The organism is Bariatricus sp. SGI.161, assembly GCF_050313695.1.
GTDB lineage: Bacteria > Bacillota > Clostridia > Lachnospirales > Lachnospiraceae > JAFBIX01.
The window spans coordinates 65,400-78,339 of record NZ_JBNPLX010000018.1; the positions used below are offsets into that span (position 1 = coordinate 65,400).

General features: G+C 39.6%; 21 protein-coding genes. 4 read left to right on the forward strand and 17 right to left on the reverse strand.

Annotated elements, in window-relative coordinates:
* Positions 1–133: 133 nt before the first annotated feature.
* The 15 genes from ACQRBH_RS11465 to ACQRBH_RS11535 all read right to left on the reverse strand — a co-directional run bounded on the left by ACQRBH_RS11465 (position 134) and on the right by ACQRBH_RS11535 (position 10,138).
* The gene (locus ACQRBH_RS11465) at positions 134–1,015 is read right to left on the reverse strand and encodes a mechanosensitive ion channel family protein (protein WP_427743983.1); all 882 of its coding nucleotides are present in this window, start codon (positions 1,013–1,015) and stop codon (positions 134–136) included.
* 12 nt (positions 1,016–1,027) lie between these two features.
* A complete protein-coding gene (pgeF, locus tag ACQRBH_RS11470; protein ID WP_427761799.1) occupies positions 1,028–1,864 on the reverse strand; it encodes a peptidoglycan editing factor PgeF in 837 nt (278 codons plus the stop codon).
* A gap of 12 nt (positions 1,865–1,876) precedes the next feature.
* The gene (locus ACQRBH_RS11475; protein ID WP_347376414.1) at positions 1,877–2,236 is read right to left on the reverse strand and encodes a YraN family protein; all 360 of its coding nucleotides are present in this window, start codon (positions 2,234–2,236) and stop codon (positions 1,877–1,879) included.
* 14 nt (positions 2,237–2,250) lie between these two features.
* Positions 2,251–2,910, reverse strand: coding sequence for a ribonuclease HII (locus ACQRBH_RS11480; RefSeq protein WP_235233499.1), 660 nt, complete (start codon positions 2,908–2,910; stop codon positions 2,251–2,253).
* Positions 2,903–3,472 carry a signal peptidase I gene (gene lepB / locus ACQRBH_RS11485; protein ID WP_235233497.1) on the reverse strand — a complete coding sequence of 190 codons (570 nt, stop codon included), beginning with the start codon at positions 3,470–3,472 and terminating at the stop codon, positions 2,903–2,905. The genes ACQRBH_RS11480 and lepB (ACQRBH_RS11485) overlap by 8 nt, the downstream gene beginning before the upstream one ends.
* Before the next feature lie 36 nt (positions 3,473–3,508).
* Entirely contained in the window at positions 3,509–4,357 is an 849-nt protein-coding gene (gene ylqF, locus ACQRBH_RS11490; RefSeq protein WP_347376417.1) for a ribosome biogenesis GTPase YlqF, read from the reverse strand.
* Between the two features lie 12 nt (positions 4,358–4,369).
* Positions 4,370–4,993 carry a signal peptidase I gene (gene lepB / locus ACQRBH_RS11495; RefSeq protein ID WP_427743974.1) on the reverse strand — a complete coding sequence of 208 codons (624 nt, stop codon included), beginning with the start codon at positions 4,991–4,993 and terminating at the stop codon, positions 4,370–4,372.
* A gap of 64 nt (positions 4,994–5,057) precedes the next feature.
* The gene (gene rplS / locus ACQRBH_RS11500; protein WP_235233494.1) at positions 5,058–5,405 is read right to left on the reverse strand and encodes a 50S ribosomal protein L19; all 348 of its coding nucleotides are present in this window, start codon (positions 5,403–5,405) and stop codon (positions 5,058–5,060) included.
* A gap of 129 nt (positions 5,406–5,534) precedes the next feature.
* Positions 5,535–6,287, reverse strand: a complete 753-nt coding sequence (trmD, locus tag ACQRBH_RS11505) for a tRNA (guanosine(37)-N1)-methyltransferase TrmD (RefSeq protein ID WP_235233492.1) — start codon at positions 6,285–6,287, stop codon at positions 5,535–5,537.
* Positions 6,288–6,300: 13 nt separating this feature from the next.
* On the reverse strand, positions 6,301–6,807 hold the full coding sequence (gene rimM / locus ACQRBH_RS11510; RefSeq protein ID WP_427761802.1) for a ribosome maturation factor RimM: 507 nt from the start codon (positions 6,805–6,807) through the stop codon (positions 6,301–6,303).
* A gap of 83 nt (positions 6,808–6,890) precedes the next feature.
* Entirely contained in the window at positions 6,891–7,121 is a 231-nt protein-coding gene (locus ACQRBH_RS11515; RefSeq protein ID WP_235233488.1) for a KH domain-containing protein, read from the reverse strand.
* A 23-nt stretch (positions 7,122–7,144) separates the two neighbouring features.
* Positions 7,145–7,390, reverse strand: a complete 246-nt coding sequence (gene rpsP, locus ACQRBH_RS11520) for a 30S ribosomal protein S16 (RefSeq protein WP_235233486.1) — start codon at positions 7,388–7,390, stop codon at positions 7,145–7,147.
* 69 nt (positions 7,391–7,459) lie between these two features.
* The gene (gene ffh, locus ACQRBH_RS11525; RefSeq protein WP_235233484.1) at positions 7,460–8,818 is read right to left on the reverse strand and encodes a signal recognition particle protein; all 1,359 of its coding nucleotides are present in this window, start codon (positions 8,816–8,818) and stop codon (positions 7,460–7,462) included.
* 1 nt (position 8,819) lies between these two features.
* Positions 8,820–9,185, reverse strand: a complete 366-nt coding sequence (ylxM, locus tag ACQRBH_RS11530) for a YlxM family DNA-binding protein (protein WP_235233529.1) — start codon at positions 9,183–9,185, stop codon at positions 8,820–8,822.
* Between the two features lie 62 nt (positions 9,186–9,247).
* On the reverse strand, positions 9,248–10,138 hold the full coding sequence (locus ACQRBH_RS11535) for a S8 family peptidase (RefSeq protein WP_347376419.1): 891 nt from the start codon (positions 10,136–10,138) through the stop codon (positions 9,248–9,250).
* Positions 10,139–10,307: 169 nt separating this feature from the next.
* Between ACQRBH_RS11535 and ACQRBH_RS11540 the strand changes: the two genes are divergently transcribed.
* Positions 10,308–10,943, forward strand: coding sequence for a DnaJ domain-containing protein (locus ACQRBH_RS11540; RefSeq protein WP_427761804.1), 636 nt, complete (start codon positions 10,308–10,310; stop codon positions 10,941–10,943).
* A 70-nt stretch (positions 10,944–11,013) separates the two neighbouring features.
* Entirely contained in the window at positions 11,014–11,280 is a 267-nt protein-coding gene (locus ACQRBH_RS11545) for a chorion class high-cysteine HCB protein 13 (protein ID WP_235233478.1), read from the forward strand.
* 27 nt (positions 11,281–11,307) lie between these two features.
* Here ACQRBH_RS11545 and ACQRBH_RS11550 read toward each other — a convergent pair whose 3' ends face one another.
* A complete protein-coding gene (locus tag ACQRBH_RS11550; RefSeq protein WP_235233477.1) occupies positions 11,308–11,460 on the reverse strand; it encodes a hypothetical protein in 153 nt (50 codons plus the stop codon).
* Positions 11,461–11,593: 133 nt separating this feature from the next.
* Between ACQRBH_RS11550 and ACQRBH_RS11555 the strand changes: the two genes are divergently transcribed.
* Together ACQRBH_RS11555 and ACQRBH_RS11560 are read left to right on the forward strand one after the other, a co-directional pair.
* Positions 11,594–12,061, forward strand: coding sequence for a hypothetical protein (locus ACQRBH_RS11555; RefSeq protein ID WP_427761805.1), 468 nt, complete (start codon positions 11,594–11,596; stop codon positions 12,059–12,061).
* Positions 12,054–12,335, forward strand: coding sequence for a hypothetical protein (locus ACQRBH_RS11560; RefSeq protein ID WP_235233473.1), 282 nt, complete (start codon positions 12,054–12,056; stop codon positions 12,333–12,335). The genes ACQRBH_RS11555 and ACQRBH_RS11560 overlap by 8 nt, the downstream gene beginning before the upstream one ends.
* Before the next feature lie 22 nt (positions 12,336–12,357).
* On the opposite strand, the gene ACQRBH_RS11565 is transcribed toward ACQRBH_RS11560, so the two are convergent.
* A complete protein-coding gene (locus ACQRBH_RS11565) occupies positions 12,358–12,834 on the reverse strand; it encodes an acyl-CoA thioesterase (RefSeq protein ID WP_235233471.1) in 477 nt (158 codons plus the stop codon).
* Positions 12,835–12,940: the final 106 nt, after the last annotated feature.

Sequence of the window (12,940 nt, forward strand, 5' to 3'; positions counted from 1 at the left end):
CTAAACGAAAAAATGTTCTCCTTACAGAGGATTAACCGTAAGAAGAACATCCTTGTCCGTAATAATAACAAAAGGCACCTGATTTTTCAGGCACCTTTGCTTACTATTATATTACTCGTCCGTTTAAAATTTGTCAATTATTTTTCGCCATATGCACAGACAGCTTTGGATATGGTATCTCGATACCCTGAGCATCCATCGTCAACTTAATATTCTCTAGCACACGCCATCTGGTCTCCCAGTACACTTCACTCTTCACCCATGCTCTGGCACCGAGAACTACCGCACTTTCTGCCAATTCATCCACAAATACAAGTATTTCTTCATCCTTCTCGACACTTTCATCGTTTCGCAGAATATCTTCAATCAATGATTTTGCCTGCTTCAGATCTGCTTCATAAGAAATGGATACTTTAAGATCAAGTCTTCTTTCGTCCTTTGCCGTTGCATTGGTAAGACTACTATTCGTCAACATACCATTTGGAATGACAATGGTTTTATTATCTATCGTACTAAGCTTTGTATAGAAGATCTGAATCTCTTTCACTGTCCCTTCATTTTTATTGGTGTCTTCAATAATATAATCACCAACTTGGAATGGTTTCAAAATCAGTATAAGAACACCGCCAGCAAAATTAGACAAACTGCCCTGCAATGCAAGACCAATTGCCACACCACCAGAAGCGACCACCGCTGCCACTGAAGTCGTATCAACTCCCAATTCCGATACCAGACTAAATATCAGCAAGAAATAAAGACCAAATTTTAAAACAGAATCTACAAACTGTTCGACACCTTTATCGGCATTGGATCTTTCCAAAGATCTGCGTACAATCTTTCGAATCCATTTGATAATCATTCTGCCAATGAAAAAAGCCACCAACGCCATCAAAACTCTGATTCCGAAGCCAATCATCGAAGGAACACTGTCCTGTATATACTGGACAAACTGATTCATCTCTTCTACCGTATCTTGTGTAACTTCTGCCACCTCATTCGTTGTCTCTGTTGCCATCTTTTCCTCCTGTTATGCTTTCAAAGCCAGCAGTGCACTTAAGTTTCCTCTTTTTTCCCCAGTTGTTCTATGAGAAAAAAAGATATCTGGATTACAATGTGTACAGACATTCGTCACTGCTATATGTTCTTTCTTAATTCCTGCCTCCATCAATACAACCTGGTTTGCTTTCCAAAGATTCAACTGATATTTTCCATTTTCTTTTTGATAGAATAATTCTGACCACAAACTTTTCTCAAAATTATTCCGAAACTGCTCAATAACTTCTTCGCTCACTTCGTAACAATCCTGACAAATTGATGGACCAATTGCTGCAATTACATCTTCCGGCCTCGTTCCATAAGCATCTCTCATCGTCTCTACCGTAACTTTTCCCATCTTATGAACAGTACCTCTCCATCCGGAATGACTCAATCCAATCGCTTTCTTCACAGGATCCACAAAATACAATGGAACACAATCTGCGTAAAACGTTACCAGACAGATTCCCGGTACGTTCGTCACCAATCCGTCCGTTTCCAAAAAACGTCTGTCTCTGTCCTTTGGTTCCACTACTGCAACATTCGTCGTATGCGTCTGATTCGTATAAGCAAAGCTATCTGCATCAACTCCAATTGCCGTTGCAAGTCTCCTCTTATTCTCTTCAATCGCCTTCGGATCATCACCTCTGGTTGTGCTGATATTCATCGTTGAGCAATATCCAGTACTGACACCTCCAAGCCTGGTTGAAAAACCATGCGTTACAACACCAGTATGCTCAAGCAGTGGATAAGTAAGGAATGGCACACCATTAACCTCTTTTTCATCAAAAATGTGTTCATGATTCTTATATTTTAATCCCAGACTCATCTCTTGATTCTCCTATTCTCCCATATAATCGAAAGCATTTTTATACAGTGTAATTACATTACCTTCAATGCTCACCACATCAAAGCGGCAGCTTATATCCTGCAATCCATGCCGCATAATATAGTACAATGCACATTTAGAAATCACTCGTTGTTTTCTGTAGTCAACAGCTTCCGCCGGGTGCCCACTTCCAGAGTCTGAGCGATATTTCACCTCACAGAACACCAGATATTCTCCATCTATGGCAATGATATCAATCTCTCCCATGCGGCAGCGATAATTATACTCCAGAACTTCATATCCCTGCCCTTCTAAATATGCTCCTGCTTTTTTCTCATATTCTGTACCGATTTCCCGTCTGTTCTTTTTCATATACCTCCGATTTATTACACGAAGTTCTTAATAAATGTTGTTCTATGAATTGGGGAAGGTCCCAACTCCTTCAGACCAGCAATATGCGCTTTTGTTCCATAACCTTTATTACTGGCAAAATCATACCCTGGTATCACTTTATCATATTCTACCATCATGCGATCTCTTGTTACTTTTGCGATAATACTGGCCGCAGCAATAGATATACTTTTTGCATCCCCTTTGATAATCGGAACTTGCAAAATATCTACCTCTGGTATCGTAACAGCATCATTCAGCAAAATATCCGGATGTACCTTCAGATTGGAAACAGCGATTCGCATAGCCTCATATGTCGCCTGAAGAATATTAATCTCATCAATTCGTGCCGGACTAACAATTCCAATTCCTGTTGCGACCGCTTTTTCCATAATCTCATCATACAAAGCTTCTCTCTTTTTCTCCGACAACTTTTTCGAATCGTTTAAATATAAAATAGTCTCATTTTTCGGCAAAATTACAGCTCCTGCCACAACCGGGCCTGCAAGGGGGCCTCTTCCTACCTCATCAATTCCGCAGATATACTGGCACTGACTATACTCTCTTTCGTATACACTCATACTCTCTATGCGCGCCAGTTCCTTCTCTAATTTTTCCTGCTGCTTGCGGAGTCTATCCTCTTCTCGTTTATTCATGCTTAATAACTCCCATTTCATCAAACGGATAGATCCGAACCCATGCTCTTCCTATCAGATTCTTACGTTTCAACACCCCAACGCTAGGATCTCTGCTGTCAGAGCTGTGATTACGGTTATCTCCCAATACAAAATACTCATCGTCTCCCAGTGTAATTGGTTCTGCTGCAATTCCGGGTGAATTCATCGCCTCTGCGCCATAGATATCACTGTCCAGAAGGTTTCCATCAATATAAACGTATCCATCAATTACCTGGACCGTCTCCCCTGGAAGCCCGATAATACGTTTGATATAATATGTATTTTCCTCATATTGGTATGGAAATACGATAATATCATAGCGTTTTGGTTCTCTAAAACGATACGTCAGTTTATCCACGATCAGATTATCACCGTCACTTAAGGTCGTCTCCATGGACGAGCCGCTTACTCTGGTCCTCTGCCCTACAAACGTAATGATCACGTATGTAAGTCCAATAATAATCAATATGTACAGAAGCCATCCTAGCAATTCTCGGATAATGCCTCTTTCTTTCTCTTCATTTCTTTTATCCCTTGCCATATTATAATCCCCTTTCTGGTTCACTAGTAGATTCTATCACACTTCCTGCGGATATTCTAGTGTCAGTCTCCCCAGCCTCCCATTTCGGAAATCATCCAGCAGCAAAACTGCCGCCTTTTCAGTATCTAACTCATTTCCTCTTATCAGACAATGTCTGCTCTCTGCAATCTGTCCAAGCATAACATATACATCTGCAGCCGAATCGACATGATACTTTTCTTCCAGTATTCCCGGATAATATTCATTCAAGAATCCGATCAACTCTGCCGCCAGTTCCTCTGTATTCAAGATTTCATCCTTAATAGATCCGATAAATGCCAGTTTTAAACCAACACTTTGGTCTTCAAACTTTGGCCACAGAATTCCCGGTGTATCTAAAAGTTCTACCTGTTTATTCAGCCGTATCCACTGTTTCCCTTTTGTAACGCCTGGTTTATTTCCAGTCTTAGCACATGCTTTTCCTGCCAGAGAATTGATAAAGGTCGATTTCCCTACATTTGGAATTCCAACCACCATTGCACGAACAGGTCGGTTTAGAATCCCTCTCTTTCGATCTCTTTCAATCTTCTCCTTACACGCTTCCTGAATCACGCCATGGATAGACTTCATTCCACCGCCTTTTTTGGAGTTGACTTTCACTACAGAAAACCCCTTTTTTCGAAAATATTCTGCCCATGCATCATTCCATTTTTCTTCCGCAAGATCAGCTTTATTTAAAAGAATCAATCTCGCTTTATTCTTTCCCAGTTCATCAATATCTGGATTTCGACTACTGACTGGTAATCTCGCATCCACTAGTTCAATGACCAGATCAATTAATTTTATATTCTCCTGCATCATACGTTTTGCTTTCGTCATATGACCAGGATACCACTGAAAATGCATACTTTTTCTCCTCTATCTGATAAATCCAAAATCTTTCTTAGGTGACAGGACAAACCATGCCTTCCCGTATATATACTCCCGTTTTACATTACCGATATCTGCATTCCGGCTGTCTTCACTGCTCTTGCGATTATCTCCCAGCACAAAATACTCATCTCCGTCAAGCTGTATCTTCTCATTGATAATTCCTACATCATCAATATCGGTAGTTTCATAATCTTCTTCCAGTTTTTCACCATCAATATAAATATGGTTCTCCATGATTTCAACTGTTTCGCCCGGAAGACCAATAATTCTTTTAATATAGTAGTGGGCATTTTCATTTCCTTTCGGTTTAAATACAATGATATCTCCTCGTTTTGGAGTTGTAGCATTATATACTATCCGATTGACCAATACAACATCTCCATTACTCAACACTGGATTCATAGAATCTCCAACTGTACTTACCTGCTGTCCAAAATACCACACCGCTACAAACGCCAGAAGACATACTACTGCAATTTTAAAAATCCATTTCCCAACAATAGACAACTGATGCAGATTCATACGAAACTTCTTTTTTCTTGATTTTCTGACCGGCTTTGTTCTCTTCCTTACCCGTCCAAATCCAAGTTTTTTTCGTCTACGCTTCATAGTTTCCCCTTATAACACAAAAAGGACAATATACAATATGTACTTGTCCTCTTCTCACTGTTTCTTATTTTACTAATTCTCTTACTTTTGCTTTCTTACCAACGCGATCTCTTAAGTAGTAAAGTTTAGCTCTTCTTACTTTACCTCTTCTTACTACTTCAACTTTTTCAACATTTGGTGAATGCAGTGGCCATGTCTTCTCAACACCGATTCCGTTAGAATTCTTTCTAACTGTGAATGTTGCTCTTGCTCCGCCACCCTGTTTCTTCAGGACAGTTCCTTCGAAAACCTGAATTCTTTCACGGTTTCCTTCTTTGATTTTTCCATATACTTTTACAGTATCTCCAACGTGGAATTCAGAAACAGAATCTTTTAACTGCTCTGCTTCAATGTTCTTAATAATATCGTTCATTATGTGTGACCTCCTTATTTACTTGGATGTTCTTAATACTTCATTGTACCAGAGGACCATCTTTTTTCTTCACAACATGCTATATAATATCATATTTATACCTATTTCGCAAGGGTTTTTTGCTTTTATTTACTCTAATCTGATTCTTTCCATTTCAATCATCAGAGAATCCGCCAATCTGCGTTCTGCTTCCGTCAATTCAGCTTTTTCCAACAGATCCGGTCTATTCTTCGCAGTTCGAATAACGGATTGCTCCCTTCTCCATTTTTCAATGTTCGCATGATGTCCGGACATCAAGACTTCCGGTACTCTTTTATCATGCCACACTTCTGGGCGGGAATATTGGGGATATTCTAACAGATTGTCCTGAAAACTTTCAAACTCTGCGGATACATCATTATGAAGCACTCCTGGCACAAGTCTGGAAATTGCATCTACCATGATCATAGCCGGAAGTTCTCCTCCTGTCAGCACATAATCACCAATGGACACGTAATCCGTCACAATTTCCTCTAACACACGCTCGTCGATTCCTTCATAATGTCCACAGAGAAAGACCAGCTCTTCTTCATTTGCAAATTCCTCTGCCATATTCTGGTTAAAGGTCTTCCCTTGTGGTGAGAGATAGATGACTCTTGGCTTTTTCCCAATCTTCTCTTCTACAGCCTGATAACACTGGTATACCGGCTCCGCCTGCATCAACATCCCGGCTCCACCACCATAAGGATAATCATCGACACTATTATGTTTATTGAAAGCATAATCTCGGATATTAACAGCTTCTATCGAAAGCAATCCTTTATTCATTGCCCGACCAATGATGCTGGTATCCAGTCCTTGCATTACCATTTCTGGAAATAATGTCATAATATAAAACTGCATCCATTTTCTCCTTCTAAATCAGACCATTCATCACATGAATCTTCATCTGTCTATTTTCTATGTCCACATCAAGAATGCACTCCTTGATTGCCGGGACCAGAACTTCTCCTTCTGAAGGATGTTCAATCATATACACATCATTAGCTCCTGTTTCCATAACATCCTTAAGGATTCCAAAATTCTCCCCTTCGTCGGTGATTACTTTCATGCCAATCATATCTGCAATAAAGTATTCACCTTCCTCAAGCGGAACAGCATTCTCACGCTCAACCAAAAGCGGACATCTTTTATATCTTTCAATATCATTTATATTATCAAAGCCTTTAAATTTTAAGATCACAAATTGTTTAAAAAACTTTACACTCTCAATTTCCAAAGGCAGTGTTTCTTTCCCTGTATCTAACATCACATGCTTCAGCTTTTTAAACCGTGCGGCATCATCCGTTGTCGGAAATACTTTAACCTCTCCACGGACTCCATGTGTCTGAGTAATTACCCCTACCTGTAATAATTGTTCCATATAATTCTCCTTAAGATATAAACAGGGACAGACAACAATCTCTCGCGCCTGTCCCCGAATGAAAGGGGCTCTCCCCATTCATATTAATCCATAATATCAACGATGACCTTCTTGTCTTCTTTGGCTGCCGCTGCTTTTACGACAGAACGGATTGCTTTGGCAATACGTCCCTGTTTTCCAATGACCTTTCCCATATCAGAATCTGCCACATGTACTTCCAGGATCGTTGTCTTTTTTTCTTCTCTCTCGTTCACAACAACACTGTCTGGATCGTCAACTAATGCTTTCGCAATTACTTCCACTAATTCTTTCATAACGCGCACCTCCAAGGCAAGAATTATTTTTCAATGCCTGCTGCTTTAAAAATCTTGCTTACAGCTTCTGTAGGCTGTGCACCGTTACTTAACCATTTCTTAGCTGCTTCCTCATCAACTGTAATTGCACTTGGATCACAATTTGGATCATAAGTACCAATCTCATCAATGAATCTTCCGTCTCTTGGAGACTTAGAATCAGCTACGATGATTCTATAGAAAGGAGCCTTTTTCTGTCCCATTCTTCTTAATCTGATTTTTACTGCCATTGTATTTCACCTCCACAATTTTTTCATTATTTAATATCTATATAACGCGATATACGCGATATATCATGTTTAGAACGGCATACGGAATTTGCCTTTTCTGCCGCCTTTTCCCATCATCTTCATCATCTTTTTCATCTCGCCAAACTGCTTAACCATACGATTAACTTCACTGATGTCAACACCTGCACCTTTGGCAATCCGATGCTTTCTGGATGGGTTCAGAATGTCTGGATTTCTTCTTTCTTCCGGTGTCATAGAATAGATGATTGCTTCCATCCTTGCCATATTTTTTTCTGCCTGTGCTGTCTGCTCATCATCAAGGCCTTTCATCTTGCCAGCCTTTCCTCCAAGAGCGCCAAGTCCAGGCATCATACTCATGACGCTTCCAAGACCTCCCATGCTTTTCATCTGCTTAATACTTTCCAGATAATCTTCAAAATCAAATTGATTTTTCTTCAGCTTCTGGGTCATCTGCTTTGCTTTTTCTTCATCAATCTCTGCTTCCGCTTTCTCGATCAAAGTAAGCACATCTCCCATTCCCAGAATACGTGAAGCCATTCTGTCCGGATAGAACTGTTCCAGATCTGACAGTTTTTCTCCCATACCAACATATAGAATTGGCTTTCCGGTGACTGCTTTTACTGACAACGCTGCACCGCCTCGTGTATCACCATCCAGCTTCGTAACAATCACACCGTCTACACCAATCTTCTCATTGAAGTCTTTCGCCACATTAACTGCATCTTGACCAGTCATGGCATCAATAACCAAAATTGTCTGATGAACGGTAACTGTCTCTTTAATTTCCTGTAATTCAGCCATCATATCTTCATCTATATGAAGTCGTCCGGCCGTATCCAGAATCACGATATTATTCCCGTTTTTCTGAGCATGTTCTATGGCAGCTTTGGCGATATTAGATGGTTTATGATTCTCTCCCATGGCGAATACTTCTACACCTTGCTTTTCACCATTCACCTGTAACTGCTTGATTGCTGCCGGCCTGTAGACATCACAGGCTACAAGCAGTGGCTTTTTGCCTTTTAATTTATATTTTCCTGCCAGTTTTGCAGTAGTCGTGGTCTTACCTGCTCCCTGAAGACCAGCCATCATAATGACGGTAATTGCACTTCCCGGCTGCAGCTGAATCTCAGTAGTCTCTGAACCCATCAGCTTGACCAGTTCTTCATTAACGATCTTGATTACCATCTGCCCAGGATTCAGACCATTCATAACATCCTGGCCGATTGCTCTTTCCTGAACACTTTTAATAAAATCTTTAACTACTTTGAAGTTTACATCTGCTGCAAGCAAAGCACGCTTGATCTCCTTTAAAGCTTCTTTTACATCATCTTCGGTGAGACGTCCCTTACTTCTCAGATTTTTAAAAACGTTTTGAAGTTTTTCTGTCAAACTGTCAAATGCCATACTATAACTCCTCTATAATCTCATCGGATATCCTGCGGATGCTGACAATCAGTTCTTCTGCATTCTCTTCATGATAATCATCCAGCAAATTGTCTATCTTTTTTACCTTTTCTTTGATAGCCAGAAATTTTTCAATCAGATGAAGCTTATCTTCATATCCCTTCAAAGTCTGATTACAACGTCTGATCAGATCATGAACTCCTTGACGACTGATACCAGCTTCTCTGGCAATCTCTCCAAGTGACAGATCTTCCAGCACGAATTGCTCATAGATTTCTTTCTGATGATCCGTCAGCAATTCTCCATAAAAATCAAATAATAAGGCTTGTTCCAGAATCTCATTCACATTTATCACCTGTGATATCATACACCAAAGCGCAATAGGTGTCAAGTGTTTTTTCTTGACACCTTTGTTTTTATCACTTTTTTCTAATTTTCCCCGAGAATCCGGTCAATTCGTATGCATCCCCATCCTTGTACTATGCCGTTTGGCTGTCGTTCACAAGTATCATGTAGCTTTAATTTCAATTCTACATTTCCTGCTTCAGGATATTTAGAAAAGTATAATGCCGCAGCTCCAGCTACTACCGGAGTCGCCATTGATGTTCCACTTTTTCTTGTATATGCATTTTTTCTTTTCGGGTATGCATAATTACAAGATACTATTTGATATCCCGGCGCCACAAGATCCGGTTTCACTACACACTGCTTGGTTGGACCGATTCCCGAACAATTTCGTTTCATAAATGGTTCGCTCATCACACCGACTGTAATGACTTTTCTGCTATTTCCCGGAATTGCAATTGTTCCTTCTCCAGGGCCATGATTACCTGCTGATACGACCACAGCAATCCCTATATCCCACAATCGGTCCACCGCCCCCATTAATTCCTTTGCTTTTGTCTCGTCAAGATCTATTTTTGCACCGACCGAAAGATTGACAACCCTGATCTGATATCGCTCTTTGTTCTTCCTGATCCATTGTAGCCCTTCTAAAATCTGAATGATACTTCCTTCTCCCTTTTCATCTAATACTTTTACAATTATGAGCTCTGCCTCTGGCGCTATCCCGCTATAATATCCTTTTGACATTCTCCCATCACCTGCAAGAATTCCTGCCACATGCGTTCCATGACCACTGTCATCATAGATCTCTAATCTATGATTCACACAATCTTCAAATGCCAGAACTCTTCCTTTAAAATCAGGATGAATAGCCATTCCTGTATCTAATACAGCCACTCTTACCCCCTGGCCAGCAACATGTTCTTTTATTATCTCAGGACACCAATAATGAATCCGTTGTTTTACTTTATACATATATAAATATCCTTTTTTATCAGAATATTCATTATATTCTCAATCCGATACTTTCTCATGGCCTGCCAGACTTTTTCAATATTCAAATTGATTTCTCTCATAATTTGTCGTAAGATAAATATATTCTATATTCACGTATATGATTAGGGGATTTTAAGGGGAGAATATAATGAACGACAAGAACTATTATGATATATTAGGAGTTTCTATGAAAGCTTCCTTAGATGAGATTACTGCCGCCAAGACTGCTCTGGCTAAGCAATATCATCCAGATGTAAATATAAAAAAAGGGATTGACACCACAGAACAGATGCAAGAGATCTTAGAAGCATATCATGTTCTGTCCAATCCCGAAAAACGTGCAGAATATGACCGTGAAATTTCCGGCAGCAAAAAGGTTATGCAAACTTTTGATCTACACAATATGGAAGAGACAGACGAGGAATCTTCTCCAACTTTTGTCACTTATTGGAAAGCTGCCAATTCTCTGTATGACATTGTTGTAGAAAGTGACGCACTTTTTAAATCAAAGGACAACTCCAGCCGACTGGCTCAATTGTCCATGCAGGCACTAAAATATATTGTTCTGCTTCGCAATGCTTCTATTCCGGAAAGATATTGGCATCCTGATATCATGAACTGGCTGTTTTTTCGCTGGTTCCAAAACCGCAATTATACCATTGCTTATCTACTAACACTATATGACGATTATGCCAAAGAAAGTATCTCTGCAATCGACAAATTAAAATTACAAAAGAAAAATTATCAGTTTCAGCATTCTGTAAAACGCTTGGTAAAATATTGATTTTACATTTTCACACATTGGAATCTACCGCATATTATGTACTGTAAACATCATAAATGGAGGATTCAATATGAGTGATTTAAGTGCTACAAATTGTGGATGTGGCTGCGATTCAGGTTCTGGAAGAAACAGAGGAGACTGCGGATGTGGATTTGGCTTTGGCAACAATAGCTGTATCTGGATTATTATTCTTCTTGTATGCTGTGGCGGCTTTGGCAATGGACGCAGTGGATGCGGATGTGGCTGTAACGACAGCTGTATCTGGATTATCCTGCTTCTGATCTTCTGTGGCGGTTTTGGATGCGGATGCAACGACGATTTTGACTGTGGATGCTAATCTTCTTAGATCAGCTGAGGGCGGAGATCACTCCGTCCTCTTTCTTTTTTTCTCACATTCTTTCATTTTACGATTCTCTTTTTTGATTTCATCCTCCGGAATATCCAGACGCTTTTTCAACATACATTTTTCATCAATCTCATAAACAGCATTCCCATCAATAATCAATTTCCTACTCATTGTTTTCCCTTCTATATCAGATATATGTCTTCAATATAATATATGAATCTTTTCATATTTAGTTTTCTCACATTTCATAAATTCCATTCTCAGAACATATATATTTACAACGTTATTTCCAGGAGAGGAATGTATGGAACGCAAGCCTCCAAAACTCATGACCCCCTTTGACAGTCTGATTACACCACCTTATTTATACACATTAAAACTGATAATTCCATACACGCCACCTTCCACCCAAAGGTTTCTTGCATGCTACATCAAATTCCTGGAATTACGTTATACATTGGAACATTTTCATGGTTTTCCTTCTCACTCCTCTTCGAAGATACTGGAAGAGCTCAAAGATTATATGAGTCCCAGCGAAAAAGAGATGATGGAACAGATGGAACACATGATGAATATGCTGGAAATGATACAAAGTATACAGGCAATGGGTGATTCAGTCTCTAGATCTGAAGAATTCAATCCCATGGAAATGATGAAAGGAATTCTGACCCCAGAACAACAACAAATGTTCCAAATGTACAACACAATGTTTGAAAGCGAAACAGAATCACCTGATTCAGGCAATCAGAAAGGAGAAACGAACTATGAATGAATGGATAAACAATCCAGCAATGAACACAATTGACCCAATTAAATTAGAGCTTATTAAAACGGCAGCCCGACAAACACAAGGAAAAAGCGGAAAAGCTCTGGCACCAGTTATGCTGGCCCTCATTACAAATGCAAACAAAAAAGGAATTCATTTTACCGCCGATGAAGTCTCACTAATCATATCCGTTCTAAAAGAAGGAAAGCCAAAAGAAGAACAAGAACAAATTGAAAATATGCTAAAAATGGTGACTTCTTATATGAAAAAAGGGATCTAGGTAATTGGTTAAAACCAATTACCTAAAATCCCTCTTCCTTTCTCATCAATCTTATCTCTCGCCGTTTTTTAGCTTTTTCCCAATCCTCGCGATCAGCTTCCGTCTCTAATTCCAATTTCGGAACCGGTGCCGGTCTATCATTCTCATCCAGTGCAACCATAGTAAAAAATGCATGATTAATCGGAGTTCTCCCACCATCAATATCTTCCACATAAGTATCTACCTTCACTTCCATGGAAGTATTTCCTACATAAGTTACTTTCCCTTTGATTACAATGACATCTTTCTGGTAAGCACCTTTTAAAAACCTCAGATTATCCACGGATGCAGTAATCACATTCATGTGTGCATGACGCTTTGCCACCAATCCCGCAATCTCATCAATCCACTGCATTAATATTCCTCCAAAAAGGCGGCCTGCTGCATTTAAATGATTCGGTCTAACCATATGGACTGTCTGAACCATGGATTCAGATACCTTTCGACTCTCTATACTCATACGCAATTCTCCCTTTACATTTTCTGCCATCTTTCACTTCTTTTCTTGACAAGCTCTTTTATTATAGCATAAGATTTGATATACTAAAAATAGTTTATGACAATTT

Bases quoted from the DNA above. Each gene is read 5' to 3' on its own strand.
- ACQRBH_RS11465 (WP_427743983.1), bottom strand. From the start codon at position 1,015: ATGGCAACAGAGACAACGAATGAGGTGGCAGAAGTTACACAAGATACG.
- pgeF (WP_427761799.1), bottom strand. From the start codon at position 1,864: ATGAGTCTGGGATTAAAATATAAGAATCATGAACACATTTTTGATGAA.
- ACQRBH_RS11475 (WP_347376414.1), bottom strand. From the start codon at position 2,236: ATGAAAAAGAACAGACGGGAAATCGGTACAGAATATGAGAAAAAAGCA.
- ACQRBH_RS11480 (WP_235233499.1), bottom strand. From the start codon at position 2,910: ATGAATAAACGAGAAGAGGATAGACTCCGCAAGCAGCAGGAAAAATTA.
- lepB (WP_235233497.1), bottom strand. From the start codon at position 3,472: ATGGCAAGGGATAAAAGAAATGAAGAGAAAGAAAGAGGCATTATCCGA.
- ylqF (WP_347376417.1), bottom strand. From the start codon at position 4,357: ATGCATTTTCAGTGGTATCCTGGTCATATGACGAAAGCAAAACGTATG.
- lepB (WP_427743974.1), bottom strand. From the start codon at position 4,993: ATGAAGCGTAGACGAAAAAAACTTGGATTTGGACGGGTAAGGAAGAGA.
- rplS (WP_235233494.1), bottom strand. From the start codon at position 5,405: ATGAACGATATTATTAAGAACATTGAAGCAGAGCAGTTAAAAGATTCT.
- trmD (WP_235233492.1), bottom strand. From the start codon at position 6,287: ATGCAGTTTTATATTATGACATTATTTCCAGAAATGGTAATGCAAGGA.
- rimM (WP_427761802.1), bottom strand. From the start codon at position 6,807: ATGGAACAATTATTACAGGTAGGGGTAATTACTCAGACACATGGAGTC.
- ACQRBH_RS11515 (WP_235233488.1), bottom strand. From the start codon at position 7,121: ATGAAAGAATTAGTGGAAGTAATTGCGAAAGCATTAGTTGACGATCCA.
- rpsP (WP_235233486.1), bottom strand. From the start codon at position 7,390: ATGGCAGTAAAAATCAGATTAAGAAGAATGGGACAGAAAAAGGCTCCT.
- ffh (WP_235233484.1), bottom strand. From the start codon at position 8,818: ATGGCATTTGACAGTTTGACAGAAAAACTTCAAAACGTTTTTAAAAAT.
- ylxM (WP_235233529.1), bottom strand. From the start codon at position 9,185: ATGATATCACAGGTGATAAATGTGAATGAGATTCTGGAACAAGCCTTA.
- ACQRBH_RS11535 (WP_347376419.1), bottom strand. From the start codon at position 10,138: ATGTATAAAGTAAAACAACGGATTCATTATTGGTGTCCTGAGATAATA.
- ACQRBH_RS11540 (WP_427761804.1), top strand. From the start codon at position 10,308: ATGAACGACAAGAACTATTATGATATATTAGGAGTTTCTATGAAAGCT.
- ACQRBH_RS11545 (WP_235233478.1), top strand. From the start codon at position 11,014: ATGAGTGATTTAAGTGCTACAAATTGTGGATGTGGCTGCGATTCAGGT.
- ACQRBH_RS11550 (WP_235233477.1), bottom strand. From the start codon at position 11,460: ATGAGTAGGAAATTGATTATTGATGGGAATGCTGTTTATGAGATTGAT.
- ACQRBH_RS11555 (WP_427761805.1), top strand. From the start codon at position 11,594: ATGGAACGCAAGCCTCCAAAACTCATGACCCCCTTTGACAGTCTGATT.
- ACQRBH_RS11560 (WP_235233473.1), top strand. From the start codon at position 12,054: ATGAATGAATGGATAAACAATCCAGCAATGAACACAATTGACCCAATT.
- ACQRBH_RS11565 (WP_235233471.1), bottom strand. From the start codon at position 12,834: ATGAGTATAGAGAGTCGAAAGGTATCTGAATCCATGGTTCAGACAGTC.